Origin of the sequence: Paenibacillus sp. FSL R5-0517 (genome assembly GCF_037974355.1) — a bacterium.
Lineage (GTDB): Bacteria > Bacillota > Bacilli > Paenibacillales > Paenibacillaceae > Paenibacillus.
Window position 1 is genome coordinate 4,482,412 of the sequence record NZ_CP150235.1, and the last position, 25,735, is coordinate 4,508,146.

The 25,735-nt window shown below is 47.2% G+C and carries 30 protein-coding genes; 6 read left to right on the forward strand and 24 right to left on the reverse strand.

What is annotated here, in order from left to right; genetic code table 11:
• Positions 1–187 precede the first annotated feature (187 nt).
• The 4 genes from lysA to MKX40_RS19905 all read right to left on the reverse strand — a co-directional run bounded on the left by lysA (position 188) and on the right by MKX40_RS19905 (position 4,381).
• On the reverse strand, positions 188–1,519 hold the full coding sequence (gene lysA, locus MKX40_RS19890) for a diaminopimelate decarboxylase (protein ID WP_145148860.1): 1,332 nt from the start codon (positions 1,517–1,519) through the stop codon (positions 188–190).
• 104 nt (positions 1,520–1,623) lie between these two features.
• The gene (locus MKX40_RS19895) at positions 1,624–3,291 is read right to left on the reverse strand and encodes a spore germination protein (protein ID WP_339235387.1); all 1,668 of its coding nucleotides are present in this window, start codon (positions 3,289–3,291) and stop codon (positions 1,624–1,626) included.
• 24 nt (positions 3,292–3,315) lie between these two features.
• Positions 3,316–3,744, reverse strand: a complete 429-nt coding sequence (locus MKX40_RS19900; RefSeq protein ID WP_339235389.1) for a stage V sporulation protein AB — start codon at positions 3,742–3,744, stop codon at positions 3,316–3,318.
• A complete protein-coding gene (locus MKX40_RS19905) occupies positions 3,725–4,381 on the reverse strand; it encodes a stage V sporulation protein AA (RefSeq protein ID WP_339235392.1) in 657 nt (218 codons plus the stop codon). Before MKX40_RS19905 ends, MKX40_RS19900 begins: the two co-directional genes overlap by 20 nt.
• Positions 4,382–4,881: 500 nt before the next feature.
• Between MKX40_RS19905 and MKX40_RS19910 the strand changes: the two genes are divergently transcribed.
• Positions 4,882–5,259: a hypothetical protein gene (locus MKX40_RS19910; protein ID WP_339235394.1), complete on the forward strand. Its 378-nt coding sequence runs from the start codon at positions 4,882–4,884 to the stop codon at positions 5,257–5,259.
• Between the two features lie 123 nt (positions 5,260–5,382).
• On the opposite strand, the gene sigF is transcribed toward MKX40_RS19910, so the two are convergent.
• From sigF to MKX40_RS19965, 11 genes are all read right to left on the reverse strand, one after another.
• Positions 5,383–6,138, reverse strand: a complete 756-nt coding sequence (sigF, locus tag MKX40_RS19915; RefSeq protein ID WP_036607856.1) for an RNA polymerase sporulation sigma factor SigF — start codon at positions 6,136–6,138, stop codon at positions 5,383–5,385.
• A 14-nt stretch (positions 6,139–6,152) separates the two neighbouring features.
• Positions 6,153–6,608 carry an anti-sigma F factor gene (gene spoIIAB / locus MKX40_RS19920; protein WP_036672324.1) on the reverse strand — a complete coding sequence of 152 codons (456 nt, stop codon included), beginning with the start codon at positions 6,606–6,608 and terminating at the stop codon, positions 6,153–6,155.
• Entirely contained in the window at positions 6,605–6,958 is a 354-nt protein-coding gene (gene spoIIAA / locus MKX40_RS19925; RefSeq protein ID WP_017687636.1) for an anti-sigma F factor antagonist, read from the reverse strand. The genes spoIIAB and spoIIAA overlap by 4 nt, the downstream gene beginning before the upstream one ends.
• Positions 6,959–7,101: 143 nt before the next feature.
• Positions 7,102–8,223 carry a D-alanyl-D-alanine carboxypeptidase family protein gene (locus tag MKX40_RS19930; protein ID WP_339243135.1) on the reverse strand — a complete coding sequence of 374 codons (1,122 nt, stop codon included), beginning with the start codon at positions 8,221–8,223 and terminating at the stop codon, positions 7,102–7,104.
• Between the two features lie 302 nt (positions 8,224–8,525).
• Positions 8,526–9,350, reverse strand: coding sequence for a purine-nucleoside phosphorylase (locus MKX40_RS19935; RefSeq protein WP_339235396.1), 825 nt, complete (start codon positions 9,348–9,350; stop codon positions 8,526–8,528).
• Between the two features lie 178 nt (positions 9,351–9,528).
• Entirely contained in the window at positions 9,529–10,419 is an 891-nt protein-coding gene (locus tag MKX40_RS19940; protein ID WP_339235398.1) for a tyrosine recombinase, read from the reverse strand.
• 75 nt (positions 10,420–10,494) lie between these two features.
• Positions 10,495–10,737, reverse strand: coding sequence for a DUF4227 family protein (locus tag MKX40_RS19945; RefSeq protein ID WP_017687632.1), 243 nt, complete (start codon positions 10,735–10,737; stop codon positions 10,495–10,497).
• Positions 10,738–10,896: 159 nt separating this feature from the next.
• Entirely contained in the window at positions 10,897–11,364 is a 468-nt protein-coding gene (locus MKX40_RS19950; protein WP_090922447.1) for a Fur family transcriptional regulator, read from the reverse strand.
• A gap of 107 nt (positions 11,365–11,471) precedes the next feature.
• Complete coding sequence (gene spoIIM, locus MKX40_RS19955) at positions 11,472–12,101, reverse strand: stage II sporulation protein M (RefSeq protein ID WP_339235400.1); 630 nt, start codon at positions 12,099–12,101, stop codon at positions 11,472–11,474.
• A 174-nt stretch (positions 12,102–12,275) separates the two neighbouring features.
• Complete coding sequence (locus tag MKX40_RS19960; protein WP_339235403.1) at positions 12,276–13,496, reverse strand: endonuclease Q family protein; 1,221 nt, start codon at positions 13,494–13,496, stop codon at positions 12,276–12,278.
• A 2-nt stretch (positions 13,497–13,498) separates the two neighbouring features.
• The gene (locus tag MKX40_RS19965; RefSeq protein WP_339235406.1) at positions 13,499–14,092 is read right to left on the reverse strand and encodes an NUDIX hydrolase; all 594 of its coding nucleotides are present in this window, start codon (positions 14,090–14,092) and stop codon (positions 13,499–13,501) included.
• A gap of 122 nt (positions 14,093–14,214) precedes the next feature.
• On the opposite strand from MKX40_RS19965, the gene mciZ reads away from it, so the two are divergent.
• Complete coding sequence (gene mciZ / locus MKX40_RS19970; protein WP_253438738.1) at positions 14,215–14,361, forward strand: Z-ring formation inhibitor MciZ; 147 nt, start codon at positions 14,215–14,217, stop codon at positions 14,359–14,361.
• A 145-nt stretch (positions 14,362–14,506) separates the two neighbouring features.
• Here the strand turns inward: mciZ and MKX40_RS19975 are convergent, their stop codons facing one another.
• The gene (locus MKX40_RS19975) at positions 14,507–15,640 is read right to left on the reverse strand and encodes a M20/M25/M40 family metallo-hydrolase (RefSeq protein ID WP_339235410.1); all 1,134 of its coding nucleotides are present in this window, start codon (positions 15,638–15,640) and stop codon (positions 14,507–14,509) included.
• Positions 15,641–15,718: 78 nt separating this feature from the next.
• On the opposite strand from MKX40_RS19975, the gene prli42 reads away from it, so the two are divergent.
• Positions 15,719–15,820 carry a stressosome-associated protein Prli42 gene (gene prli42 / locus MKX40_RS19980; protein ID WP_017687624.1) on the forward strand — a complete coding sequence of 34 codons (102 nt, stop codon included), beginning with the start codon at positions 15,719–15,721 and terminating at the stop codon, positions 15,818–15,820.
• A 26-nt stretch (positions 15,821–15,846) separates the two neighbouring features.
• On the opposite strand, the gene lipB is transcribed toward prli42, so the two are convergent.
• From lipB to lpdA, 5 genes are all read right to left on the reverse strand, one after another.
• Entirely contained in the window at positions 15,847–16,554 is a 708-nt protein-coding gene (gene lipB, locus MKX40_RS19985; RefSeq protein ID WP_339235412.1) for a lipoyl(octanoyl) transferase LipB, read from the reverse strand.
• 111 nt (positions 16,555–16,665) lie between these two features.
• Positions 16,666–18,117, reverse strand: coding sequence for a dihydrolipoamide acetyltransferase family protein (locus MKX40_RS19990; RefSeq protein ID WP_339235415.1), 1,452 nt, complete (start codon positions 18,115–18,117; stop codon positions 16,666–16,668).
• 47 nt (positions 18,118–18,164) lie between these two features.
• Complete coding sequence (locus MKX40_RS19995; RefSeq protein WP_062835245.1) at positions 18,165–19,151, reverse strand: alpha-ketoacid dehydrogenase subunit beta; 987 nt, start codon at positions 19,149–19,151, stop codon at positions 18,165–18,167.
• A gap of 2 nt (positions 19,152–19,153) precedes the next feature.
• On the reverse strand, positions 19,154–20,182 hold the full coding sequence (locus MKX40_RS20000; protein WP_339235418.1) for a thiamine pyrophosphate-dependent dehydrogenase E1 component subunit alpha: 1,029 nt from the start codon (positions 20,180–20,182) through the stop codon (positions 19,154–19,156).
• A gap of 139 nt (positions 20,183–20,321) precedes the next feature.
• Positions 20,322–21,746 carry a dihydrolipoyl dehydrogenase gene (gene lpdA / locus MKX40_RS20005; RefSeq protein WP_339235421.1) on the reverse strand — a complete coding sequence of 475 codons (1,425 nt, stop codon included), beginning with the start codon at positions 21,744–21,746 and terminating at the stop codon, positions 20,322–20,324.
• Positions 21,747–21,970: 224 nt separating this feature from the next.
• Between lpdA and MKX40_RS20010 the strand changes: the two genes are divergently transcribed.
• Complete coding sequence (locus MKX40_RS20010; protein WP_339235424.1) at positions 21,971–22,288, forward strand: DUF2627 domain-containing protein; 318 nt, start codon at positions 21,971–21,973, stop codon at positions 22,286–22,288.
• A gap of 63 nt (positions 22,289–22,351) precedes the next feature.
• A complete protein-coding gene (locus MKX40_RS20015; protein ID WP_192133999.1) occupies positions 22,352–22,699 on the forward strand; it encodes a potassium channel family protein in 348 nt (115 codons plus the stop codon).
• A gap of 8 nt (positions 22,700–22,707) precedes the next feature.
• On the opposite strand, the gene MKX40_RS20020 is transcribed toward MKX40_RS20015, so the two are convergent.
• On the reverse strand, positions 22,708–22,920 hold the full coding sequence (locus tag MKX40_RS20020; RefSeq protein WP_253438764.1) for a hypothetical protein: 213 nt from the start codon (positions 22,918–22,920) through the stop codon (positions 22,708–22,710).
• A gap of 176 nt (positions 22,921–23,096) precedes the next feature.
• Here MKX40_RS20020 and MKX40_RS20025 point away from each other — a divergent pair, with 176 nt between their 5' ends.
• The gene (locus tag MKX40_RS20025; RefSeq protein ID WP_339235429.1) at positions 23,097–23,696 is read left to right on the forward strand and encodes a thymidine kinase; all 600 of its coding nucleotides are present in this window, start codon (positions 23,097–23,099) and stop codon (positions 23,694–23,696) included.
• A 119-nt stretch (positions 23,697–23,815) separates the two neighbouring features.
• On the opposite strand, the gene MKX40_RS20030 is transcribed toward MKX40_RS20025, so the two are convergent.
• Together MKX40_RS20030 and MKX40_RS20035 are read right to left on the reverse strand one after the other, a co-directional pair.
• The gene (locus tag MKX40_RS20030) at positions 23,816–24,292 is read right to left on the reverse strand and encodes a hypothetical protein (protein ID WP_017687614.1); all 477 of its coding nucleotides are present in this window, start codon (positions 24,290–24,292) and stop codon (positions 23,816–23,818) included.
• A 533-nt stretch (positions 24,293–24,825) separates the two neighbouring features.
• Entirely contained in the window at positions 24,826–25,476 is a 651-nt protein-coding gene (locus MKX40_RS20035) for a hypothetical protein (RefSeq protein WP_339235432.1), read from the reverse strand.
• Between the last annotated feature and the right edge of the window lie 259 nt (positions 25,477–25,735).

Genomic DNA, 25,735 nt, shown 5'->3' on the forward strand with positions numbered 1-25,735 from the left:
TCAAGCATTACAGCACTTTTCTTAGTGTACACCGAAAATGACTGGATCGCAAAAAAAACGGCAACTTTTTTCACAATTTAGTCCGAATACGTAAAAAGCAGACGAAAAAGGAAGTTCCCTTTTCATCTGCTTCAACTATAGAATCTCTATATCCTGAATAATGCAGAAACGCATTATCTTTGACGAATTAGCGAGTTACTGGCTGTTTGCCAATACGCGCTGGTACCAGGTCATTCTGGATGATATCCTGATACGTCTCACGGCGTACCACGACATCTCCTTGACCGTCTTTGACAAACACAACAGCTGGGCGACGAATCCGGTTGTAGTTGCTCGCCATGGAGTAGTTATACGCACCTGTGCAAGCTACAGCGAGCAGATCACCACTTTCCACTTTTGGCAGGTCCAGATCCCAGATCAGCATATCGCCACTCTCACAACATTTACCCGCAACGGATACCGTTTCCTGAGCAGCCTCATTCGCACGATTAGCAAGCACAGCTTCGTACTTGGATTCATACAAAGCAGGACGAGGGTTATCGGTCATACCACCGTCAACAGCAACGTATTTACGCACGCCCGGAATGTCTTTGCTTGTTCCAACGGTATACAGCGTTGTTCCCGCTTCACCCACGATGCTACGGCCTGGTTCAACCCAGATCTCAGGTACGGCATAGCCAATTTGGGCAAAATGATTTTTAACTGCGTCTGTAATAGCCTTCACGTATTGCGCAACTTCAAGCGGTGTATCTCCGTCGATATAACGGATTCCGAATCCACCACCAAGGTTAACCACTTTGAAAGCAACGTTAAGACGTTCATATACGCTTGCTGCAAATTCAGCAACACGTTGAACAGCCATCTGGAAGCCTTCAACTTCGAAGATCTGGGAACCGATGTGGGAATGCACACCGAGCAATACCAGGTTAGACTGCTTGGAAGCCAGTTCAATCGCTTCAAATGCTGTACCATTGCCGATATCGAATCCAAATTTGGAATCCGTTTGACCAGTGGAAATATATTCATGCGTATGGGCCTCAACACCAGGCGTCACACGAAGCAAAATGTTTACTTTACGATTTTTGTCCGCAGCTACAGCCTGCAACAGATGCAATTCATTGAAGTTATCAACAACAAAGCATCCAATCTCTGCATCAAGAGCCATTTCGATTTCTTCCAGCGTTTTGTTGTTACCATGGAAATGAATGCGCTCAGCCGGGAATCCTGCTTGCAGTGCAGTGAACAGTTCACCATCAGATACAACATCCAGGGAAAGTCCTTCTTCAGCTGCAAGTGCACACATCGCCATTACACAGAATGCTTTACTTGCATATGCAACCTGGAAACCCAAGCCGGAAGCGCGGAATGCTTCCATGTACTCTCTGCAACGCTCGCGAACCAATTGCTCGTCCACAACATACAGGGGAGTTCCAAATTGTTCTTTCAGATCTGTTGCATCCACTCCGCCAATCTCCAGATGCCCTTGCGCATTTATTTTACTTGTACCATGTAAATACATAATCTGCATTCCTCACTTTTTTGTATACTGGAACAGTTGCTATTCCAATGATTTTACACCAGTATATCAAATTAGGCGGCGAGATGAATGGATTTTTCGGAAGATCATTTGTGTTTTTTACTTTTTCGCAGTTCACCGTCCGGATCATCGGACATTTTGGTGTTGTCACGGGTTTTGTTGAATGATGGACGTTTTTTATTTTCCAGTAAAGGTAGCCGGAATAAAAAGTTGCCCAAGGCCTTTGCATTAAACGGTATAAAAGGCCATAGATACGAAGAATTATACGACCGGTGAACGGTGAGTGCCAATATGAGCAATGTACAGCCAACAACCAATCCCGGAACTTTGAATATCGCTACTGCTATGAGTAAAAACAGTCTGACTAACCTGTTGGCAAGTCCCAACTCGTAACTTGGTGTGGCAAACATTCCAATGGCTGCAATGGCCATATAGAGTACAACCTCATTAACAAAGTATCCCGTTTTCACGGCGATATCTCCAACGAGAATGGCCGCGATTAAACCCATGGCCGATGCCAGAGGTGTAGGCGTATGAACTGCAGCCATCCGCAATAGATCGACACCAAGCTCTATGAGAAGAAACTGCAAAATCAGAGGCAACTTCACATTTTCCTGTGGACCAATGAAGTCCAGCCCCATCGGTTTGAGCGAAGGTTCTATTACCATGAGAAGCCATAGGGGCAGCAAAAACAGCGATATGAGAATCCCTGCAAAACGAACCCATCGTAAATACGTCCCCATCAATGCCGTCTGTCTATTTTCCTCTGCATGTTCACACAGGTCGAAGAACGTCGTTGGCAAAATCATTACACTGGGAGAAGTATCAACGAAAATGACGACTCTGCCCTCCAGCAGATGGGATGCTGTTACATCCGGCCGCTCCGAATATCGAACGAGCGGGAATGGATTCCATCCCTTGTTGATAATCGCTTCCTCCAGCTGTTTATCTGCGGCGGGAATACCATCGATATCCACCCGCTGAATTTTCTCACGGACTGAGTCCACCTGCACTTTATCCACAATATCGTCAATGTATACCACGCAGACATCGGTTTGTGTTCTCCGCCCCACCTGCATGATCTCAAACTTAAGTCCAGGGTCGCGTATTCTGCGGCGCACCAAGGTTACGTTAGTCAGGAGGGTTTCCGTAAAGCCATCTCTGGAACCTCGGACTACCCTTTCCAATGAAGGTTCTTCTGGTGAACGAACCGGGTAACTCCGGGTATCCATTACTAGGACCGAGCGATCCCCTTCAACGAACAATGCACTCATACCTGTAAGAACCTTGTTAATGACCGCACTCATCTTCTCGACTTTTTCCACCTGTATATGGGGAATGTAACAGTCGAAATAAGATTTTAGTGCGTGCTCGGATACCTGATCAGGCGTGAGATAGGTTAACCTTTTTAATACTTCCAGTAGGATCTCATCCTTGGCAAAACCCGTCAAAAGAAGCAATCCCACATGTTTGCCACCCAGCACCATCTCTCTCATATCCACATCAAAGGATTCCCCAAGTCCGAGAACTTGCTTGAGCGTATTTTTGTTTTCACTCATCCGAGGGGAAATATCATCATTTTCCTGCCAATACTGTACGGATTCCTCAATACTGTCGGACATCTCATTTTGTTTTTTCTTATTGTACGCTTTCTCCTCTTCTTCCTTCTGAATCTCATATGCAGACTTGTGCAGCATCTCTTCCGTTATACCTTCACTATGTTCCTGGCCTGTGTGCTCCGTTCGTTCATCCATCTTCCATCCTCCTATGGCCACCAGTTACCGTTGATATATAAAGAAATCAAACAGGGAACCTGTCATTTTACCCAAAATCATAGCGAGCAGTAATCCAAACAAATAAGGTTTCATGCCTAATCGTTTAGCTAGCACGGGCAGTACATTAAGCACCTCGGTGAGTGCTGCGGCGAGCAGACCGATGAACACACCACAGAACAACCCTACGATCGGGCTAAGCAGCAGCACCCCATGCATTTTCCAATGCCAGAAGTCCGCCACCGTTCCGAGCAGTGAACCACCGATTAGCGCCCCTTCGTACCAGTGAGTCTTGTCATACGTTTGCGTAAGTTGAGCCAACCTGGGAATCATATCGAGCACCAGAATAAGCGCAATTACGCCGCTTCCTACGGCAATTCCTCCCGCAATACCCAATACAATGCTGATTGCTCCATTAAGAACGCTCATCCGCATTCATCTCCCTGCGTTCCTGCTCATGCATCCGTTCGCTTTCCTCGATGACCACATATTGATCTACATTTTGCTGGTATAGGAACATCTCCACTTCCAGCGGGGTAGGCTCCTCATTCCACTTTTTCTTGAACAAGTGATTAAAAAATACTGCCATTCCGAATCCAATGCCAATCGAATATGCCACTTGGAACAGGTAGGGATGTTCGTCCCGATGCCCAGTGAGCATCTCCACAATTCGAATCTGAACTTCCTGCATGTTCACATCGGCATGAAAATTCATTATGGTTAAGGCTGATCCGAAGAAAAGCAGTAGCCACACCAAAATAAACAGAGACTTGGAAGGTTGACCATTTCCCGCGATGACTTCAACCAACGTATGACCTGATCCCATCAGTTCAACACTGACCTCCGGCAAGATGTGCCGAATTCGGGGAATAATCTGTAATATATCAATGAGGATCAGATTGCCATCCTCCGGTCCAGGACGTAAAAGTTCAAGCTCCAGTAGCCTGCTCTCCTGATTTTCAGAAGTGGTCAGTACATGTGCAATGTCTCCAAGCTTGACTGCCCTGCCCCTCTGGATGCGAATGCGGCTGCGCAGTCGAACGTAGACCATTGGAGTGGGCGTCTGAGACATCCATAACACTCCTTTGCTGCGTAATTTAGGTTAGTATTTGAAGAATGTGCAAATTTATTACAAACGGGTTGGAAAAAGATCGGGAGGTGGGTGCGGGCGCTGCGGGATAGATCGGTCATTGATCGCTGTTGCTCGGGGGAGGATACACGCAGACACTCCGACGGCAGACCAACCTTCTGATCGCTGTTGTCTCCAAATTCTTCTGATTGATTTCTAAGTGTTAGAAATTTGGAGACAAAGGCGAACGCTTCGCTTCTTCAGGTCTAATCTGCCGCCTGCGTTGCTTGTGTATCATTAGGCAAGCCCTCACGCTTCGCTCCTTTTGACCGATCCCATCCCTCCGCTGCCCATCGTCCTCCCGTTTCCAAATGGTTGAAATAAATATGCTGGGGAGGTGCATGGAGGAATTGAAAGAGGAGCTTTGCGGTTATTTTGTTCAATACAATGACGCTAATGGTAGTGATAGATTGCTAAGTAACTATTTTTAAGGAGGAAAATTCATGAAGTATATCATACTGGTTTTTATGATAGCTATTATTGCAGGATGTGGTGAAAAAATTGACGCAGACCAGATGACGAGTACTAGCGATATTTTAGCAAATGAAATGATTCAAACTGATCCAACTGCAGATCTCTTTTTACTCAAAGATCGAGTGTATGTAAGAAAAGAGGAAATCAAAAATATCGACCAATTCGGTGAAAAGTTAGGGACAATTAAATACAGATATATAGAAGAGGAAAAATTTAAGGATTTGATGTCTACGCAACTTCCCGTGGGTACAGAAATTTATCAATTCAAAAATGAAAAATCGATAGATCAGGTGATTGTTAAGGAAAATGAAAAACTAATAATCTACCAATCATTAGCTGAAGGATAATCATAATCCATTGGATGCACAGCCTAACAACAAATAACCTCCCTCGCCATAATGCGCGATAGAAGGTTGTTAGTTGTCGTATATTGGTGCATAACCGCCAATATTGTTGTTGCAATCCCCGAATCACTGCGCGATCTGGTCGCGGATGGATTGCAGTATTTTTTTCTCCAGACGGGATACCTGCACCTGAGATATACCCAGCCTGCTGGCAACCTCGGACTGCGTCTGATCCCGGTAATACCGGAGATAGACGATTAAACGCTCCCGCTCGCTGAGACCACCGATGGCTTCGTTCAGCGCCAGTTTGTCAAACCAACGTTCCTGAGACTCGTCGGCAATCTGGTCCATTAATGTAATGGGATCACCGTCATTCTCAAATACCGTCTCATGGATAGAGGTCGGCGGTTTGTTGGCTTCCTGGGCAAATACGACTTCCTCCGGGGTTACTCCCAACTCTGCGGCAACTTCCTTAATCGTTGGCAGTCGATCCAGGTGTTTGGACAGTTCGTCCCTTTTTTTGCGGACTTTATTCGCCATCTCTTTCAGTGAACGACTGACCTTCAGGGTACCATCATCTCGCAGGAATCGCTGGATTTCTCCGATGATCATCGGTACCGCGTAGGTTGAGAACTTCACGTCATAACTGAGATCAAATTTGTCTACTGACTTGAGCAGACCGATACAACCAATCTGGAACAGATCTTCCGGATCATATCCCCTGTTCATAAAACGCTGTACGACGGACCAGACGAGTCTGATGTTGCAGTTCACCAGCGTATCCCGCGAAACATGGTCACCCGACTGACTGAGCGCAATCAGCCGTTTGACCTCGGCATCGTCCAAATAGGTCTGTGAAGATGGTTTCACTTCAGCATCCATAAGAACACCAACCCCTAATTATACAATGCTTTCTTGGATTCAATCCTTTTTTTCATCTTGATGGAGGTGCCTCTGCCGGGCTCACTGCTGACTTCGAATTCATCCATAAAGTTTTCCATAATGGTGAAGCCCATGCCCGACCGCTCAAGTTCGGGTTTGGACGTATATAACGGCTGCTTGGCTAGTTCAAGATCTTCGATACCTTCACCGCGGTCTTCCACAATAATCGTGATCATGTCTTCCCGAATCTCGGCCTGGATAGAGACAACACCTTCAGAGTTGTTGTTGTATCCATGGATGATGCTGTTGGTCACGGCTTCCGAAATGACCGTCTTCAGGTCACTGAGCTCGTCCATTGTTGGATCAAGCTGGGAGATAAATGCAGCAACGGTTACCCGTGCAAACGATTCATTCTCTGACTTGGCCGCGAATTGCAGATTCATGAAATTTGTCCCTGTTCCTTCATTCATGAGACGACCTCCAGACCTGAGAGAGCAGTTCCCTCATTTTCATATATCGGCATTATCTTGAACAGACCCGACATTTCCAGCAAACGGTACACCGGCGAATTGACGTCACAGACCACCATCTTGCCGCCTTTGTTCTTAATGAGCTTGTATCTTCCCAAAATGACACCCAGGCCCGAACTATCCATAAATTGCAGATCTTTCAGACTGAGTACCAGATGCTCGCTTTGTCTCCGCTGGATGGCTTCATCCATTTGCATCCGTACCATGTCAGCTGTATGGTGATCCAGCTCCCCGGATAATCGTACAATCAGAATCCCGCGATGGTGTTCCATTTCCACATGCAAGTTCACGTTTGCCCACTCTCCTCCCTGTCTTGAACAAGGATTTCTACGTATCCAAAGGCTTTTCCTGCCCCCCGACAAAACTAGAAGAAAACCCCTATTTAACTACAAAATATGTTCGAAGGATGCGAACAACTCGCGTAATTCGCCTTTTAATCAAACAGGTTGGACGTAGTCCGTTTAAACAGCTTCCACCAGCCAGCTTTATTCACGTCCTGTGGAGCCTGAATGTCGAATTCCTTAATGACGTCATTGCCCTGGTACACCACCAGTTTACCTATACTTTGTCCAGCCTTGATCGGAGCTTTCAATTCTTTGGCAACCAGCAATTCATGCCGGATGTCATTGGATTTCGCTCCTTTGCGCATCAGCACACTATAATTTTGCGTGGCATTCAGAGGCAATTCGGCAACTTCACCTTTTTCGATCTTCAGACTGCCCAGCAGATCCCCTGCCTTGTAGAGAGCCTTCATCGTATATTGACTAAAGGCATAATCAAACATCGATGACACTTCGCTATTTCGTGTTTTGGTATTTGGTTCACCAAGTACCACGGAAACGACACGCAGTCCCTCCTTGGACGCTGTTGCGGACAAGCAGAACTTCGCTTCGGATGTATAACCTGTTTTCAAACCATCTGCCCCTTCATAAAAACGAACCAGCTTGTTCGTGTTCACCAGCCAGAATGGCTTTTCCGAGTCTTTGCGAAGATAATCCTGATAGGCACCGGTGTACTTCGTAATCCCGGAATGCTTCAGCAGTTCACGACTCATGACGGCAATGTCGTGGGCTGACGAATAATGATTATCCACCGGCAGACCGTTACAGTTGGCAAAATGAGTATCCTTCATGCCAAGCTCCTTCGCACGCTCATTCATCAGCTGTACAAAGGATTCCTCCGAACCAGCAATCTTCTCAGCCATAGCCACTGAGGCATCATTGCCCGAAGCCATCGCGATCCCTTTTAACATGTCATCAACGGTCATCTCTTCCCCAGGCTCCAGAAAGATCTGCGAACCGCCCATGGAAGCTGCATATTCGCTCGTTCTTACTTTATCTGTCAGCTTCAGCTTGCCGGAGTCGATCGCTTCGATTGTAAGCAGCATGGTCATAATTTTTGTAATGCTCGCCGGAGGCAGCTGATCATGACTGTTTTTCTCATATATGACGGTTCCTGTGTCCGCATCCATTAGGATCGCAGAGCGTGCCGACGGGGCAAGATCCGTCCCTCCCGCTGCCTTCGGTGTTTCTTCAGCCAATGCCGTTGATGCCATAAGGGACAGCAGGATACAAAGGGTCATGAACGATGCCATTATTCTTTTCTTCACAAGGTTACCTCCTCAAATGACTTGCTTACTGCATGTTCCATGCATGTACTGCTAATCATTGTCGGCCCGTTTCCAGTAAATTATTCCATGTAAAGCATGATTTCCCGAACTTTTATTGAAAATGTGATCAAAGCGAAAAAAACGCACTTTACTCAACGCATGAGTAAGCGGACGTTCAACACAACAAAAAAAGGTTACCCCCGATGATTTCTCATTCGAAGAGGTAACCTTCTCTACTCAACTCTTGCTTACATTTGTGGAATAACAGCCAATACCAGCGCCAGGAACGACTCACGAACACGCTCCGTCGTTTCCATCACCTCATCATGTGACAGCGGCTGGTCCAGAATTCCGGCAGCCATGTTACTGATACAGGAAATACCTAGCACTTCTAGACCTGCATGGCGTGCCACGATCACTTCAGATACAGTGGACATGCCCACTGCGTCTGCGCCCAATGTACGCAGCATTTTGATCTCTGCTGGTGTCTCGTAGTTCGGACCAAGCATACCTGCGTATACCCCTTCACGTACGTTAAAACCTTGTGAAGCCGCCGTATCCTTCGCCAGCGCACGCAAACGGCGGCTATAGGCTTCGGACAGATCAGGGAAACGCACGCCCAGGGCAGCGTCATTGGGTCCGATCAGTGGATTTTTGCCTGTAAGATTCAAGTGATCAGAGATCAGCATCAAATCTCCAGCTTCATACGACGTGTTCACGCCGCCCGCTGCATTGGTTACAAACAAGCTGCTTACACCCAGTTCTTTCATTACTCGTACCGGGAAAGCTGTCAATTCCGGACCATATCCTTCGTACATGTGGAAGCGGCCTTTCATCATCACGACTGGACGGCCTTTAATGGTGCCGACCAATAGCTCACCTTCATGCCCTTCTACTGTGGACACCGGAAAATGTGGAATATCCTGATAAGCGATGCTTACGCCATCTTCAATCAGTTCTGCCAGTACGCCAAGACCCGAACCTAAAATCAAACCGACTTCCGGCTTGATGGAGCTTTTGCTTTGAATATAAGAGGCTGCTTCCGAAATCATTTGTTGGTTTAATGCTGTCATGCGATGTATGTTCCTCCTTGAGTTGAAACGATCCGTCTATAGACGCATTTTGCAAAATCTATTCAATCCGAATTTATGCAAACTGCTTATGTATAACGGCGTTTGGATGTATTCAATTTATTTTATCCTAAATTGTCGCGATGTTCCGCATTTATTTGTGAATGCCATGCGTCAAAATCTATTTTGCCCTCGGGTGATGGGTTTCATAGATTTCTTTCATGGTTTTGCGACCATGGTTGCCATATTGTTGCCCCGGCTGCTCTACGTGCCCCAGCATGTCCTGAACCGCACGTGTGTCCGCCCCATTGGCAATCAGGTGTGCCGCAAAGGAATGACGCAGTGTATGCGGTGTAATTTCATCCGAGATTCCTGCATCCACTGCCGCTTTTTTGAGCAGCTTCCAGAAGCCCTGCCGGGTTAAACGTCTGCCAGATACATTCACGAACAGTGCCTGCTCGTCCGAATCGGTTTTGAGCAATTTGTTGCGGAATTCCTCCACATATACACTTGCCCAATGTGCAGCGGGTGCACCGATGGGAAGAATGCGTTCTTTGCCCGCTCCACCGCATCGTATAAAACGCATGCCTGGCTGTACATCCCGAATGTCCAGCGCAATCAGTTCCGAGACCCGAATACCTGTAGCATATAACAGTTCAAGCATCGCTCGATCTCTCACACCCTGCGGTGAACGAATATCAGGCGCTGTCAGCAGTTGTTCGATCTCCTGTATACTTAATACCTGTGGTGGCGACTTGTCCGCCTTGGGAGCTTCCACATCAAACGTAGGGTCCTGTATAATCTCCCCCCGGCGCATCAAAAAGTGAAAGTAGGAGCGCAGAGATACGATGCTGCGGGCAATGGTTGCGTTAGCACGTCCTGCCTGTTTGAGCTGACCTGCAAACAGGACGACATGCGTGCGTCTGACCTGATCGGCTTTGCGTATGCCAAATTCCTTATCTGCAAATTCAATGAACTTGTCCACGTCTCGGAGATACGATTCAAGTGTGCTGCTCGACATCCCTTTATCATCTTCCAAGTATAAGGCATAGGCGTGTATCGTCTGTTTCATGTACAACGCTCCTCAACTGACAGATCTGCCGCTCTGGCAGACTGCTCCCGTATTTGCATCCCTGACTGTTCGAAGCTACTCCCCGTACCAATAGAACAAACGGAGACGCTCTGCCATCGTAGGACGTCCTTCTCCATTACCCGGCCAATCCGTTTCCTGAAATACTTTGATTGCATTGCCAGTCGGCATCTGATACTGGTCCACAGGTGAGATCCAGCCATTGAACAGATCCAGAACATGATAGAACAGATAGACTAGTGCAGCAAAAAATATAATAAATCGAATAAAACGGAGCCCTCTCCGCACTGATATAATCATGGGTATATCCCCCTTCTGATTCAAATCCGGTAACGTCCTTGAATCAGGGTATGTCCATAAACACAAGTTTATGCCATTCGGGGTAAACTCCAGATCACGTCCGGTGCCAAAAAAGCTCTCCCGTCAAAACCGCCGGTGAGAGCTTGAAGATATGCTATGTTATTCTTCATCTTTGGGTTTCTGTTCATTTTTAGCTTTGCAACGATAACAAATTCCATGAAAATCCAGTCGGTGATCTACTACCGAAAAGTTGAATTCCCGCTCCAAACGCTCTTCAAGCGGTCCAAGCCAGTCTTCACGTATTTCATCCATACTTCCGCATTGAACACAGATTAAGTGATGATGGTGATGCTTGGATGTATCTCCGCGCAGATCATAACGCGCTACACCGTCGCCGAAGTTGATTTTCTCTACAACATGCAGCTCACTCAGCAGTTCGAGGGTACGGTACACGGTTGCCAGACCGATTTCGGGAGCCTTTTCTTTAACGAGCATGAATACGTCTTCTGCGCTCAGATGATCTTCTTCATTCTCAAGAAGTACTCTTACGGTGGCTTCCCGCTGGGGCGTTAATTTATATCCTTGGGACTGTAGTTGCTGCTTAATTTTATCAATCCGTGCTTCCATTTTCTCCCTCCCCCTAGGAAATCACTGCACACTGCAACTTAACCCACTCTTTTCATTATAGGGGGAGTGCGTAATTAAAGTCAACATTTTACACTATGCATTGCACGTTATGCCGGTAGTAGCATTGGCGTGACCCAGCGCATCATCGCAGGTGTAACCCATGTTTCGAAAGACGCCACGCCGAGCAGCATTGCAGCCATAACCAAAGTTAACACTATATATGAAGCAAACGGCCTTTGTCGACCGGGTGTTCGCTGCATCAAAACACGATTGCGAATGATGTATAGCGAGAATGTCATCGCCGCCACACTGCAGATCAGAAGGATTGGAATGACAAATAGATTATGTGGTGCCACGGAAACCAGTGCAAACAGCAGCCCTTTCCAAGAATACTGTCCAACCAGGTAACCCACAGTGAATCCAATGAGCACACCTTTCAGAAAATCCAGAACCAGTATACCAGGCAGTCCAACGACGGATAAACCCAGAATAAAGATTAGACCTACCCATTTTAGATGAAGCATGGCGATGTCCCAATAGGCCCCGGTCTCTGTCATCTGTGCACTGTGCTGCACGGTCATGAAGAAATTACCGAGATAACCCTCCAGATCCTGGCGTTGATCAAGAGACAATGCATTCACCATAAGCGCGCCAAAAATGACGCCGACCAGAAACAAGACAGCCACGAATACATATAACGAAGTCTGACCTTTAAATGTAAAGTAGGATGAGCGCATACAGGTACGAGTCCCCTTTCCGGTATCATGCTGCAAGGATTCTCAGTTACATCCTTATAGTCATTCTTATGAACCGGAATGCACCTGTATGACTTCTTGTCCAGATTGGTTCCCTGTATGGTGAAAGCTATATGAGTTGAACCTCGGAATATAACTACAGCATATTTACACGAGTCACTCCGTGGCTCTTTCCTGAACAGCAACTTTACCATACGTTCCTCCACCTCCGGAGGACAATTCCAGTTGCCCATTCCGCGCAGCCACGATCAAGCCAGCCAGCACAGGTCCAACAACCGCAGCAAGTTCTTCCTCATGCGTACGATGAAGCACATTCATTTCTGTACCAAAATGGTCCAGTAACTGGCGCAATTTTGCTTTGCCAAGTCCCGGAATGAACTCCAGTGGTACCTGATAATGATAGGCGGGTCTGTTTGCAGGAACATGAGGAATCTCCCGATCAGAGATGGCCAGAATGCGATCCAATACCCCTTGAACAAGCTTCAGACTGCCACAGTGAGGGCAACGCTCTGCCGACATCGCTTGCTCATCCATGATACTGCCACACGCTGCACAGTAGGTACGGTGATACTTGCCCAGCCTTGGATTCAGTCCATAATTGGCAGCAATGCTCCTGCCATCTTCTCCTTGAAGTGCCATACGGAATTCATCAAAAGAAGGGGCAGCAATTAGTAATTCGTTATACTCCCGTCCAATCTTACCAAGTGAATGAGCATCCGAATTGGTCAGGAACGGTACACGGTCCAACTCTTGAATATAACTGGCCATGGATGAGTCTGAGCTTAACCCCAGCTCTACCGCATCCACAAGACGGGTATCCAGCACATCGCCCATACGGGGGGCTGTACTGCCATAGATGCCTTTATGCGGTGTAAATACATGTGCAGGCACAATTAGTCCACCACGTGCCTTAATCTCGGCCTGCATCTCTAGAGCGGGCACGTATACCCGCTGAGAACTGAGATTCACATTTTTCATATAACGTTTCATCCAGTCCGTGAAGGACTTCATCGTTTTCAGATCACGGAAGTATGCGAGCATATGGAACTCGCGCATTTCAGGCTCGCGCAGCTCAATCTCTGTACCCAGCAGAATGGTGGTGTCCTGGTAGGCAATACCGCCCCCCTCAATCTCGGACATCGTACCGTTCTCCAGCAATTGCTCGATATCCATCTGTACAACCGGCGAATGACAATCAATCACACCCAGCAAATGAATTCCTTTGCGATCCGATGCTTCCCGGGCAATGTTCTCAAATGTCAGATCGCGACTGCCACTGATTTTTACGGCCTCGCCGCGAGAGGTTCGTCCGATGTGAATATGCAGGTCTGTATAACAAGGCTCCCACATCGTGGACGTTTTCAGTTGGTCATTCATCCCTAGAACCGTCCTGTCGTTCGGTAGAGGTCCCACGCATACACAGCCATCATCGTTTTGGCATCACTAATCCGGTTATCGTCCATGAGTGCGTAGGCTTCCTCCAGTGTGATCTCGGATACTTCAAGGAATTCATCTTCGTCCAGTTCCATATCTCCGGCTTCCAACTCTTCAGCGATGTATAGATGAATGATCTCATCTGCGAACCCTGGTGAGGTGTAGAACGAACGCAGATGACGCAGCGACTTGGCCACATATCCCGTCTCTTCTCGCAATTCACGTGCGGCAGCCACTTCCGGCTCTTCTCCAGGGTCCAGTTTCCCCGCAGGAATCTCCACTTCGGTGCGCCCCATTGCTTGACGATACTGATCCACTACAAGCATGCGATCCCCATTCAGAGCGAGTACAGCTACTGCTCCAGGGTGCCGGATTATCTCACGTGTAGCCGTCTCACCGTTCGGCAGTTTAACCGTATCGACCTGTAGTGAAATCACTTTCCCCTCGAAGATGGGCTTGGTGGATACGGTCACTTCATCTAGTTTTGGATTGGCAGGTTGCGCCACGTGGATGGATTGAGCAGATTGGTTTGATTTCATTCGTTCTTCAACTCCATATCATTGGATTATATATTCGGTTAATGTATAAATCTCTGATTTTGGGCATATGGTGAGCGTATAGAACTCTCACAGCAAATATAAACAATTCAGGGGGAATTTTGATGAACAGTTATTTGACGCCTAAATCCGTACACGTGGTAGGACAAGCCCGGCAAGTACAGCTCATCCTTAAGCAATGGTTGCACGAGTGGGGACCAGATGCCAAATTAAGTGATCTGCTCGCTGGACGCAAATCAATGGGGCATTAATCTATTTAGCCATAGACACATGTTTCATCCGATATTAACGAGTCTTCTCCCTTGAAATATAACATGAATTTACAAAAAGTCCGAATCCGTACAGACCGGGTTCGGACTTTTGTCTAAAAACATGTGAGGTAACATGTGCAGTATCTTATTTCTTGCCAGCTGCCGTTTCCTGAATAATTGCCACCACCACTTGGGACAACTTCACAATGTCTTCGGCACGAATACGTTCTTTGGTTGTATGAATATCCTCATACCCTACCGCCAGATTCGCGGTTGGAATACCAAATCCGTTAAAGATGTTGGCATCACTGCCCCCACCAGAAGCGAACGTACGAGTCTCGAGACCCATACTGCGGATGGCGCGTTGTGCAAGCTGCACAACTTCGTGCTCATCATGGAAACCAAATGCCGGATAAAGGATTTCACTTCTGAATTCAGCCGTTGCACCGTATTTGCGACATGTTGTTTCGAGCGCATCACGCATCTGTGCTACCTGCAATTCCACTTTCTCTTGCACAATACTGCGAGCTTCCGCTTCAATCTGTACAAAGTCACATACCACGTTGAGTGCTGATCCACCCTGGAATTTACCAATGTTTGCTGTTGTCTCATCATCAATTCGTCCAAGCTTCATCGCTGCAATGGCTTTGGCAGCAACCTGAATGGCGCTGATCCCGTCTTCCGGGTTCACGCCCGCATGTGCGGACTTCCCATAGATGCTCATTTGGATTTCGGCTCTGGCCGGTGCAGCTACACAGATCGTCCCTACAGCTCCGTTGGAATCCAACGCATAGCCGAATTCGGCATCGATATCCTTCGGATTCATGGCACGTGCGCCCACCAGGCCAGACTCTTCGCCCACCGTAATGACGAATTGAATTTTACCATGTGGAATCTTGTTCTCCTGAATCACACGAATCGCTTCGAACAGTGCCGCAATCCCTGCCTTGTCATCTGCTCCCAGGATCGTTGTTCCATCACTGCGAATCCAGCCATCTTCACCCAGTTCAGGTTTAATGCTCTGTCCCGGCGTTACGGTGTCCATATGACATGTGAAAAAGATCGGTGCAACACCATCTGTTCCTTCGGCCTCCCAGGTAATGACAAGATTTCCCGCACCATGTCCGATTTGTTCCATGGTGTCGTCCTCATAGACATGAAGGCCGAGATCTGCAAACTGCTCTTTAAGCACCTTGGAGATGTTCTGTTCATTTTTCGTTTCACTATCAATCTGAACCAGTTCCATGAACTGATCGATAACACGTTGTTGTTTAATCATAGGACTTTCCTCCCTCTCGTGGATACGGTACAATACAATTACTATGGCTTACTTTATGTTGAAAGGAGTTCTCTCGTCATGCAAAAAAAGAAATGGTTCAAAATCATCATCTATCTCATGCTGATCGCCATGATCGGGTCCACCCTTTTCATCGCTCTCGAACCGTTGCTGTTCGGATAGCCACATGAAGCCTTTCGACGAACTGTTTACAGACGTTGAAGGGCTTCTTTTTCGCTAATCCAATTGATTTGATATGGAAAAATGCGATTAAAGTACGGAACAATCTCGCGTGCTACCTGCTCCACTGTATAAGACTTGCCCGTGATATCCTCCAGTGAAGTAACACCATATTGCTCAATTCCACAAGGAACAATCCCCTGAAAACCAGCATGTTGAATGCCTGAGCTGATGTTAAAAGCAAACCCATGACTGGTCACGAAACCGCGGCGATGTTTGCAGCGATTAAACTTGATGCCGATCGCAGCAATCTTCATATCGCCGATCCACACACCCGTATACCCCTCTTTGCGTCCGGCTTCGATGCCTTGGTCTGCGAGATAATCTATAAGTACCTGCTCAAGTTTCCGCAAATATCCGTGTAGATCCAAGTCTTCATCCCGACCAAGAATCAATAACGGGTAACCTACCAACTGGCCCGGGCCATGATAAGTAATATCACCGCCCCGATCAATCTGAAACAAAGAAATCCCTTGCTCACGCAATTCTTCCGGACTGAGAAGCAGATGCTCCGGATGATTTTGTGAACCAATCGTATACGTTGGCGGGTGTTGTAAAAGCAGCATCTGCTCGGCTCCCTCGCCCTCGTCCAATCGCTGCACAATCGCTTTCTGGCGGTTCCAAGCCTCTTCATAATCAAGCATCGGTATGTATGCAACATCCAGCGGCTTGCTCATGATTCCCCACACCCTTCTGCTTCAGGTTCAATGTACAATTGAGCACTTGTCCATAGACAGCAGGAAAAGTGCACGGCCTCCGGCACATACACTTTCCCGTCTACTATTTACTTAATACACCGTGCTCTCCATGGTATATCCTTCAAGGTTTTCTTTGACACGTTGCAAGAAACGTCCGCTGATTACGCCATCCAGGATTCGGTGATCCAGCGACAGACACAGATTAGCCATCGAACGAACAGCGATCATATCATTAATAACCACGGGCTTCTTGACAATCGACTCGAATGTAAGAATCGCTGCCTGCGGATAGTTAATGATTGGCTGGGACAGGATCGAACCGAATGAACCGGTGTTGTTCACTGTGAACGTACCACCTTGCATATGGTCCAGCTTCAGCGTACCTTCACGTGTTTTGCGAGCCAGTTCATCTACTTCACGGGCCAGACCTGCAATATTTCGCTGATCGGCATGTTTGATTACCGGTGTAAGTACGGAATCTTCGGTTCCTACCGCCATGGACAGGTTAATGTCCCGTTTGACGATAATTTTGTCCACTGCCCATACCGAGTTCATGATGGGATAGTCTTTAATCGCATTAACGACACCCTTCATCATGAAGGACAGATATGTCAGATTGATGCCTTCCTTGCGCTTGAACTCATCCTTGAGTTTATTGCGCAGCATTACGAGATTCGTCACGTCTACTTCGATCATCGTCCATGCATGCGGGATTTCCGATACGCTCTGACGCATATTCCGCGCAATCGCATTACGCACAGGGGTAACATCAATGAAATACTCCGATCTTCCCTGGCCGCCACCTTCTACTTCGATCTGTGGAATTTTCGGGCTTTCGGTTAGATGAATACCTGAATGTCTCACAGGAACGCCTGCATCGGACGCTGAGATCGCTTCTCCAGCGGTTAAACCCATGTCTCCGTTTCCACGATTTACGCCACTGAATGGAGAAGCAGACGGCACACCAGAAGGTGTATGCTGTGCAACTGGAGATGATGCTTGTGCAGACGCAGACGATCCAGCCACATTACCTCCCTGTGCAACAAATGCCAGCACATCTTTGCGGGTAATACGACCACCTGCTCCAGTACCTTGAATGCTTTGCAAGTTCAAACCATGCTCTGCTGCCAGGGATTGCACTGCCGGGGAATACCGATTACGCATCGGCTGATTAAGGTCATGTGCTGCTGTATTTGAGACGGCAACAGGAGTATGGGCCGTATTATGCTGCACTTGCTCCTGTTGCTGCGATACTTGTGTTACCTGCTCAGCCGCTTCTTCGTCAGAAGCTGCGACCTGCATGCGGCAGATTGCTTCACCAACAGCAATCGTTGTGCCTTCTTCCACCAAAAGATCACCCATAATTCCATCCACCGTGGATGGAATCTCGGCATTGACTTTATCCGTGATTACTTCACAGATCGGCTCGTACTGTTCCACACGGTCGCCCGGTTTTTTCAACCATTTGCCTATGGTAGCCGAGACCAGCGATTCCGCCAATTGCGGCATAATGACCTCGATCCATTTCATACGTTCAGCCATTTGATTATCACTCCAAACTTTACTTTTAAACGATCCAAAAAACGAAATTAAAACTCGGCAAGTGTACGCATTGCTGCTTTGGCTTTGTCCTTGCTCAGCATGTAGAATTTCTCCAATGTTGGGCTAATTGGCATGGCCGGCACGTCAGGTCCACAGAGACGCTGAATCGGTGCATCCAGTTCAAACAGACATTCCTCGCTAATAATCGCGGCAACTTCGGCACCTACACCACCTGTTTTGTTATCTTCGTGAACGATCAGCACTTTGCCCGTCAGACGAGCGGAAGCAATAATCGCTTCACGATCCAGCGGTTGCAATGTGCGCAGATCCAGAACGTGTGCTGTAATGCCTTCCTCACGTTCCAGCTCCTCAGCAGCCTGCATGACAAAATGCAGCGGCTGGCTGTAGCCGATCACCGTAATATCTGCACCCTCACGAAGTACGTTGGCTTTGCCGATCGGAACGATGTAATCATCCTCAGGCACATCTTCCTTGATGAGCTTGTAGCATTTTTTATTTTCAAAAAAGAGTACCGGATCCGGGTCGCGAATGGCCGCTTTGAGGAGACCCTTGGCATCGTATGCCGAGTATGGCGCTATAATTTTCAGACCAGGTGTACCAAAGAAAATCGATTCCGGACATTGGGAGTGATACAACCCACCGAAGATTCCGCCACCAATCGGCGCTCGAATGACAATCGGACAACTCCAGTCATTGTTGGAACGATAACGAATTTTGGCCGCTTCACTAATGATCTGGTTTGTTGCCGGCAGCATGAAGTCCGAATATTGCATCTCGGCAATCGGCTTCATGCCATACATCGCTGCACCGATGGCAACACCTGCAATAGCTGATTCGGACAACGGTGTGTCCATGACACGCATCTCGCCAAACTGATCCTGCAAGCCTTTGGTTGTGGTGAACACACCACCTTTGACCCCTACGTCTTCACCGAGGATAAAGACATTCTCATCCCGCTCCATCTCTTCTTTCATCGCGAGACGGATTGCATCAATATATTCCATCACTGCCATACTTACCGTCCCCCTTCTTCGCTGTCCGCATAAACGTGCGTCAGAGTGTCCTCAGGTTTCGGATATGGCGCGTTGTCTGCATATTCAGTCGCTTCTTTCATTTCCAGCGCAAGCTGGGAAGCCAGATCCGCATCCCGGGCGTCGTCCCAGATGCCGCAATCAATCAGATAGTTCTTCATGCGAAGCACGCCATCCTTCTTCCAGTTCTCTTCAACTTCTTCCTTGGTCCGGTAAGCCAGATCATTGTCAGAAGTGGAGTGAGGAGAGAGACGATACATCATCGCTTCAATCAGTGTGGGTCCTTCGCCTGCTATGGCACGTTGACGTGCTTCCTTCACAGCAGCGTATACTTCGAGCGCATCGTTACCATCTACACGCAGTCCGGGGAAACCGTAACCGAGTGCACGATCCGATATTTTACCGCTAAGCTGCTTGTGAATTGGAACCGAAATCGCATACTGGTTGTTCTCACACATAATAATGACAGGCAACTTGTGTACACCTGCAAAGTTGGCTCCCTCATGGAAGTCACCCTGGTTGCTTGATCCTTCACCAAACGTAACAAAAGAAACAAATTCCTGCTTCTTCATTTTGGCAGCCAATGCAAACCCGACAGCGTGCGGAACCTGTGTTGTAACCGGGCTGGAGCCCGTCACAATCCGCAGCTTTTTGTGACCGAAGTGACCCGGCATTTGCCGGCCGCCACTATTCGGATCTTCCGCTTTTGCAAAAGCAGACAGCATCAACTCACGCGGAGTCATGCCTACCGCCAGTACAAAACCATAATCGCGGTAATACGGTAAATAATAATCGTGATCCCGGTCCAGACCAAAAGCAGCGCCTACTTGCGCAGCCTCTTGCCCTACACCGGATACGTGAAAGTTAATTTTGCCAGCCCGTTGCAAGAGCAAGCAACGCTCGTCAAACTTGCGTGCGAGCAGCATGTATTTGTACATATCCAATACTTCACCATCGCTAAGTCCCAGCTGTTGATGCCGGTGGACCGCGTCTGCAGTACCTTGTGAACTCATATGAGGTACCTCCTTTTAATCAGAGCCTGTGCCACTCTTACTACCCGATCTTATAACCTGGTACTAAGACTTGGCTTAACCTTATTATAATCCCTTTTACCCAAAAAAGGAAAGAACCTTTCTCATAAGCCTCTTTGGCTTACATTCCAATGGCCTTTCCATCGACCGCCAGCATGGCTTCACCCATGATTTCCGACAGAGAAGGGTGCGGATGAATGGTTTGTCCGACTTCCCAAGGTGTGGCATCCAGCATCTGAGCCAGTGAAGCCTCAGCGATCAATTCAGTCACATGGGTGCCAATCATATGTACCCCCAATATATCATTCGTCTTGGCATCTGCGATCACCTTCACGAATCCATCACGACTTCCGTGAATGAGCGATTTGCCAATCGCCTGAAACGGGAACTTGCCTGTTTTAATGTCATAGCCACGTTCTTTGGCTTCACGCTCGGTGAATCCAATGCTTGCTGCTTCCGGACGTGTGTACACACATCGCGGTATACGGTGAGATTCAACGGCATGTACCGTTTCCCCTGCCAAATGATTGACAGCGAGAATGCCTTCATGACTTGCCGCGTGCGCAAGCTGTAGACCACCAATGCAGTCGCCAATAGCGTAGATGTGACTTTCACCGGTCTGTAGCTGTTTGTTCACAGCAATGAAGCCATGCTCCAGCTTGATATCCGTATTTTCGAGTCCGATATTTTCGACATTGGCCTGACGTCCAACCGACACGAGCATTTTCTCCGCTTTCAGCGTTTCCTGCTTTTCGTCACCAAGCTGCACATCAATCTGGATGCCATCTGTATCCGTGCTATAGGTTTCCGTTAGCACTTTGGCTCCTGTCAGGAAACGAACCCCCCGCTTACCAAGCAATCGTTGCATCTCTCTTGCAACATCCTCATCCTCTGCAGGCAGCACGTGAGCAGCAGCTTCTACCACCGTGATGTCTACACCAAAGTCATTCAGCATGGATGCCCACTCCAGTCCAATCACACCACCGCCGACAATAATAAGTGATGCAGGAAGCTCGTCCATACGCAGTGCTTCGTCACTGCTCATAATAAACTTGCCATCCGGTTCCAGCCCTGGCAGCACACGTGGACGTGAACCAGTAGCAATAATGAGATTGGTCGGCACAACCGTATCCATCTCCCCATCTTCAAACTCTACAGCGACCGCTCCGCTCTGCGGGGAGAAGATGGAAGGTCCGATCACGCGACCGTTCGCGTGTACGACCTGGATTTTATTTTTTTTCATCAAATATTGAACGCCCTGATGGAGCTGCTCCACAATCGCATCCTTACGCGCCTGTACTTTGGGAAATACAAGTGTGGCTCCAGCTGTCTCAATACCATACGTCTCGCTCTCCTGAATCTCGGCGTACACTTCCGCGCTTTTCAGCAAAGCTTTGCTCGGAATACACCCACGATGCAGACAGGTTCCGCCGAGCTTGTCCTTCTCAATAATAACGACCTGTTTTCCTAGCTGTGCAGCTCGGATTGCGGCTACATATCCACCAGTTCCTCCTCCAAGAATTGCTACATCACATGTAATTGGCATCTCTCATGCTCTCCTCTATGAATCAAATTTCAGTATCATTTATGATGGCTTGAATCATGGTTTGGAATATACCCTCTATATGCCATTGTACTCTCCTTGAGCGGTCAACTCAAAGTTTGAACCAATCACACATGGACAGCCCAAGCATTCCAAGCTATGATGGAATCAGGTATGATCTGTAAGCGTAACCTTTATTTAATGTCGACTTTGGCAGAAAGGGTATAATGCTCATGAATACAAGATTGGTATTTGCGCGATTTTTGGCGATTGTTGTTCTGGTCATCCCCGGTTTAATGGCAATGAAGGGTTTTCTGATGATGAAAGACGCCCTGTTCCTATATTATGCCGAGCACGGGAACGAACTGATTTCACCAGGATTCCAGTGGCTTTCCTTTGGCGGTGGACTTGTCCTGTTTGCCGCAGGTATGAGTTTTCTGGGAGGCTGGATCTTGTTCCGTGACCGCAAGCGTAATTATGTAGGTCCCCGTTTCCGATCCAAAAATGTACCCGAAAAAGCAGAGACGCCCGGAGGGACTCGTTGAGTCCGGGCTTTTTGTGTGTTTTTACAACACACAGCCTACTTTACATAGACAGGATGGATCATCATGGTATCATTTTTAATCACGTTACAACGACTACTCAAAGGCATTTTCCATGCGTTCAAAGACCCCAAGTTTCTGGCTTTGTTCGCGTTAACGGCAGCAACGTTGCTGTCAGGCACTTTGTTTTACACTCGTGTTGAAGGTTTGCACTGGATCGATGCATTATACTTCTGTGCGGTTACTCTGACTACGGTTGGACATCCTGAATTTGTGCCATCCACCGGATTCAGTAAAGCCTTTACTGTCATCTACATGTTTGCAGGCATAGGTCTCACCTTTGCCATGATTGCCAGAATTACAGCAGGTATTCTATTCCCTCGCAAATTAAAGACAGAAGAGGACCCGGAGTAATCTCCGGGTCATTCGTATAAGGCATCCCGCAGTTTGGTAGACATACGTGATTCTTTGGAAGAAGACTTCAGGATCGTTCTGCGCAGCGTCAGGTTACTTGCCTGCAGTCGCTCCGCTTCTGCGAAAAGTTCTGCAAATAAGGCCTGCGCCGCTTCATCCAGTGATGCCTGCTCTTTCAGGCTTTCATATCGTTCTTGAAGTGATGTTAATACTTCACTCATCGTAAACACCTCTTTTCCATAACTCCTAGTAACAGCTGCCGGAACCAACGGCTTAACATTCCATATAGTAACACAAAGCTGCACAGATTAGTTCTGGCTCTTACCAAAGATTTTGTGGTACTCTGTAATGGTCGCTTTTTTTGTTGAATCCCGTATGTGAGAGGAGTAGCAGCACCGTGCAAACAGGACGTATTACCGTAATTACTGGACCCATGTTCAGTGAAAAGTCCGGTGAACTCATTCGCCGTTGTCAGAAATTAATTCAATTTGGCCGTAAAAAGGTGGTAGCCTACAAACCAGCCGAGGATGATCGGTTTGCCCAAGATGAAATCGTGAGCCGAATTGGTTATCGATTGCCTGCTCATTCCATTCCCCGGCAATTAACCCCGGAATCCGTAGAAATGATCCTGAATCAAACCATAGATGCTGATGTTGTTGCATTTGATGAAGTACAATTTTTCAGCAGTGCCATCATGGAACTGGTCTCGGAGCTAGCCTATTGTGGCAAACATGTTATTGTGGACGGACTTAATATGGATTACCGTGGTAAGGAATTCGGATATATCGGCGGTTTGCTTGCCATGGCAGATGACATTGAGAAACTCTCGGCTTTCTGTGCCGTATGTGGTAGCCCGGATGCTGCCTTTACGCAACGTATCGTCAATGGGGAACCCGTTACCTTGGGTCCGGTTGTCATGATCGGCGATTCGGAAGCTTACGAGCCGCGCTGTCGTTGCTGCTTCATTCCTCCTCACAAAGTTGAATGCTCATCATAGTTTCTAAATGATCTCTAAGATCCTCCAAAAAGCCCTTTTTGGGCTTTTTTTGATTATCGCAGCGAACTTTTGCACAAAAAAGCACCGCTTTGCAGCGATGCTTACAGGATCACTTCCCGCTAGTCCCGGGAAACAAAATATTTGTTGGTCATGTAGTAAGCGTCACCACGCGACGTTTCCACCATTCCTTTTTTGGCATCCAAAAATACAATCTCTTTACACTTCGTGCAGTACCATTTCGTGCGCTTGTATGGAGATTCCGTCACGTAAGCCGTGCCGCATTTACAATCAATCTTCATTAATAACTCGGTTGATTTATAAGCACTGGACAGGCGTTCCAGGTTATCCTGTTGCTGTGTAGGCATAATGGTCTGCTGATAATCCGATAGATGATTCTGAACCTTAAAGTCTGCTACCAATCCTGCATTCAATCCAAAAAACTCCTTGCCGATTTCGGTCACGAAGCGCTTCTCATTTCTGTAGCAATCCAGCCACTCAATAATCTGCTTATTAGACAGTGGAACCGTACCCTTGATACCGCTGTTTAAGGTGTAGGTCATGATGTATAAAGTATCGTCTTGTCTACCTGAGTACATTAGAATCCTCCTTCGAATACATTTGCTAATGTACTACAAAAACGCGCATAAATCAAAAAATTCTTATTTCCTGAGCGCATCTCTTCTTATTAAATGGGAAACATTCCTCTTTCATCCGCCAAAGACTTACAAGAACTGCATACACCTGAAACATTTCCCTGCGGCGCCGCATAATGCACGACCGATCTGACGTTTTTCTTACATATGGAACAGTAGTGCCTCCTTTCTTTTTTTGGGATATAGTCCGATAGCTTCACTACATTTTGGTTCTGTCGGAATCGTTGTAAGAAGCCCAGCCATTTCATCTCGCTTCACTCTCTCTTGTTCGCTTACCTCGTAGTCGTTTTTCGCTTTTGGTTAAAAATTATCGCGCCTTCTGTTATGTATACGATTCCAAGTTGTGCATGCCTATCTCATAATCTATTCGACGTTTTGGGCGTTTTTCCTGTTTTTAATCTCTACACATATAAAAAAAACCGACATAACCTGCTTTCCTTCCTTTTGGAAGAACAGTATTTTAGTCGGTTCCCACCTTATTTATAAAAAGTTCCCAGAACGTCCAGCTCTGGTGAGCGCTCAATTCGAAACGGGTAGATATACCCCTGATTCATTCGGGTAAATTTGCGACTCCACAGATCCAGTCCGGATGTGAACTGATAGGCCTGATATATAAACTTGGAACAGTAATTACGCTCAATACTGCGAAGATTGGTCTGCAAACGGTAGAATTTCACCTGCTTGTAATGGTCCTGTACCCAACCGGCTGCTTTCATGCCTGCCTCACTCAGCCTGGAACGGAATACAATGAAGCGATCTCCTTCATAGAAACGTGTGAGATACCACTCTAATGAATCAGCAAATACAGGCCCATAAGGATGCACATGATACACTTTGCCGTCCAGCCCAATAATCCCCATATGCCCGGCGTAATACGTTGATTCCGAACTTGGTGTGTACACAATATCTCCAGGCTCCAGCTTCATCTCGCCTAATGCGTTAATGGGCAAGTCCTGATGCAGCCGTTTGGCTGCTGTACGTTCACGCCGTCCTTCAACCAACAAGCGATGAAGTGCCCCGGCAAGTGCAAGATATATTTCAGACCATTTGATCTTTTTTTTATCAGATCGTTTGAACCACCGCTGGATGAAGGTGAAACCTCGCTGTGGCTGTGATCCCTTTTTCATACGCTGCACTCCACTCTCATCTATTTATTGGATCTATATATAAAAATTATTTTCACTGACACTACGATGACAGAATAATCTTCCAATCGCTATAATCCCCAGACTTTTTCTGTCCTCTCCGTTATTGTGTAAATGATTATTTCAGATGATGTTTTAGTCATTCTAATGTATCTCAGGCTTATTATAGACATTTGGTAGCACATGTTCAATTCAGCAACCATTGTGTGTGTTGAAATTATGCCTTCTTATTACCCATTTT

What these genes read in the sequence shown, in the direction of transcription:
- lysA (WP_145148860.1), bottom strand. Translation starts at nt 1,519, where the DNA reads ATGTATTTACATGGTACAAGTAAAATAAATGCGCAAGGGCATCTGGAG.
- MKX40_RS19895 (WP_339235387.1), bottom strand. Translation starts at nt 3,291, where the DNA reads ATGGATGAACGAACGGAGCACACAGGCCAGGAACATAGTGAAGGTATA.
- MKX40_RS19900 (WP_339235389.1), bottom strand. Translation starts at nt 3,744, where the DNA reads ATGCGGATGAGCGTTCTTAATGGAGCAATCAGCATTGTATTGGGTATT.
- MKX40_RS19905 (WP_339235392.1), bottom strand. Translation starts at nt 4,381, where the DNA reads ATGTCTCAGACGCCCACTCCAATGGTCTACGTTCGACTGCGCAGCCGC.
- MKX40_RS19910 (WP_339235394.1), top strand. Translation starts at nt 4,882, where the DNA reads ATGAAGTATATCATACTGGTTTTTATGATAGCTATTATTGCAGGATGT.
- sigF (WP_036607856.1), bottom strand. Translation starts at nt 6,138, where the DNA reads ATGGATGCTGAAGTGAAACCATCTTCACAGACCTATTTGGACGATGCC.
- spoIIAB (WP_036672324.1), bottom strand. Translation starts at nt 6,608, where the DNA reads ATGAATGAAGGAACAGGGACAAATTTCATGAATCTGCAATTCGCGGCC.
- MKX40_RS19930 (WP_339243135.1), bottom strand. Translation starts at nt 8,223, where the DNA reads ATGGCATCAACGGCATTGGCTGAAGAAACACCGAAGGCAGCGGGAGGG.
- MKX40_RS19935 (WP_339235396.1), bottom strand. Translation starts at nt 9,350, where the DNA reads ATGACAGCATTAAACCAACAAATGATTTCGGAAGCAGCCTCTTATATT.
- MKX40_RS19940 (WP_339235398.1), bottom strand. Translation starts at nt 10,419, where the DNA reads ATGAAACAGACGATACACGCCTATGCCTTATACTTGGAAGATGATAAA.
- MKX40_RS19945 (WP_017687632.1), bottom strand. Translation starts at nt 10,737, where the DNA reads ATGATTATATCAGTGCGGAGAGGGCTCCGTTTTATTCGATTTATTATA.
- MKX40_RS19950 (WP_090922447.1), bottom strand. Translation starts at nt 11,364, where the DNA reads ATGGAAGCACGGATTGATAAAATTAAGCAGCAACTACAGTCCCAAGGA.
- spoIIM (WP_339235400.1), bottom strand. Translation starts at nt 12,101, where the DNA reads ATGCGCTCATCCTACTTTACATTTAAAGGTCAGACTTCGTTATATGTA.
- MKX40_RS19960 (WP_339235403.1), bottom strand. Translation starts at nt 13,496, where the DNA reads ATGAATGACCAACTGAAAACGTCCACGATGTGGGAGCCTTGTTATACA.
- MKX40_RS19965 (WP_339235406.1), bottom strand. Translation starts at nt 14,092, where the DNA reads ATGAAATCAAACCAATCTGCTCAATCCATCCACGTGGCGCAACCTGCC.
- mciZ (WP_253438738.1), top strand. Translation starts at nt 14,215, where the DNA reads ATGAACAGTTATTTGACGCCTAAATCCGTACACGTGGTAGGACAAGCC.
- MKX40_RS19975 (WP_339235410.1), bottom strand. Translation starts at nt 15,640, where the DNA reads ATGATTAAACAACAACGTGTTATCGATCAGTTCATGGAACTGGTTCAG.
- prli42 (WP_017687624.1), top strand. Translation starts at nt 15,719, where the DNA reads ATGCAAAAAAAGAAATGGTTCAAAATCATCATCTATCTCATGCTGATC.
- lipB (WP_339235412.1), bottom strand. Translation starts at nt 16,554, where the DNA reads ATGAGCAAGCCGCTGGATGTTGCATACATACCGATGCTTGATTATGAA.
- MKX40_RS19990 (WP_339235415.1), bottom strand. Translation starts at nt 18,117, where the DNA reads ATGGCTGAACGTATGAAATGGATCGAGGTCATTATGCCGCAATTGGCG.
- MKX40_RS19995 (WP_062835245.1), bottom strand. Translation starts at nt 19,151, where the DNA reads ATGGCAGTGATGGAATATATTGATGCAATCCGTCTCGCGATGAAAGAA.
- MKX40_RS20000 (WP_339235418.1), bottom strand. Translation starts at nt 20,182, where the DNA reads ATGAGTTCACAAGGTACTGCAGACGCGGTCCACCGGCATCAACAGCTG.
- lpdA (WP_339235421.1), bottom strand. Translation starts at nt 21,746, where the DNA reads ATGCCAATTACATGTGATGTAGCAATTCTTGGAGGAGGAACTGGTGGA.
- MKX40_RS20010 (WP_339235424.1), top strand. Translation starts at nt 21,971, where the DNA reads ATGCTCATGAATACAAGATTGGTATTTGCGCGATTTTTGGCGATTGTT.
- MKX40_RS20015 (WP_192133999.1), top strand. Translation starts at nt 22,352, where the DNA reads ATGGTATCATTTTTAATCACGTTACAACGACTACTCAAAGGCATTTTC.
- MKX40_RS20020 (WP_253438764.1), bottom strand. Translation starts at nt 22,920, where the DNA reads ATGAGTGAAGTATTAACATCACTTCAAGAACGATATGAAAGCCTGAAA.
- MKX40_RS20030 (WP_017687614.1), bottom strand. Translation starts at nt 24,292, where the DNA reads ATGTACTCAGGTAGACAAGACGATACTTTATACATCATGACCTACACC.
- MKX40_RS20035 (WP_339235432.1), bottom strand. Translation starts at nt 25,476, where the DNA reads ATGAAAAAGGGATCACAGCCACAGCGAGGTTTCACCTTCATCCAGCGG.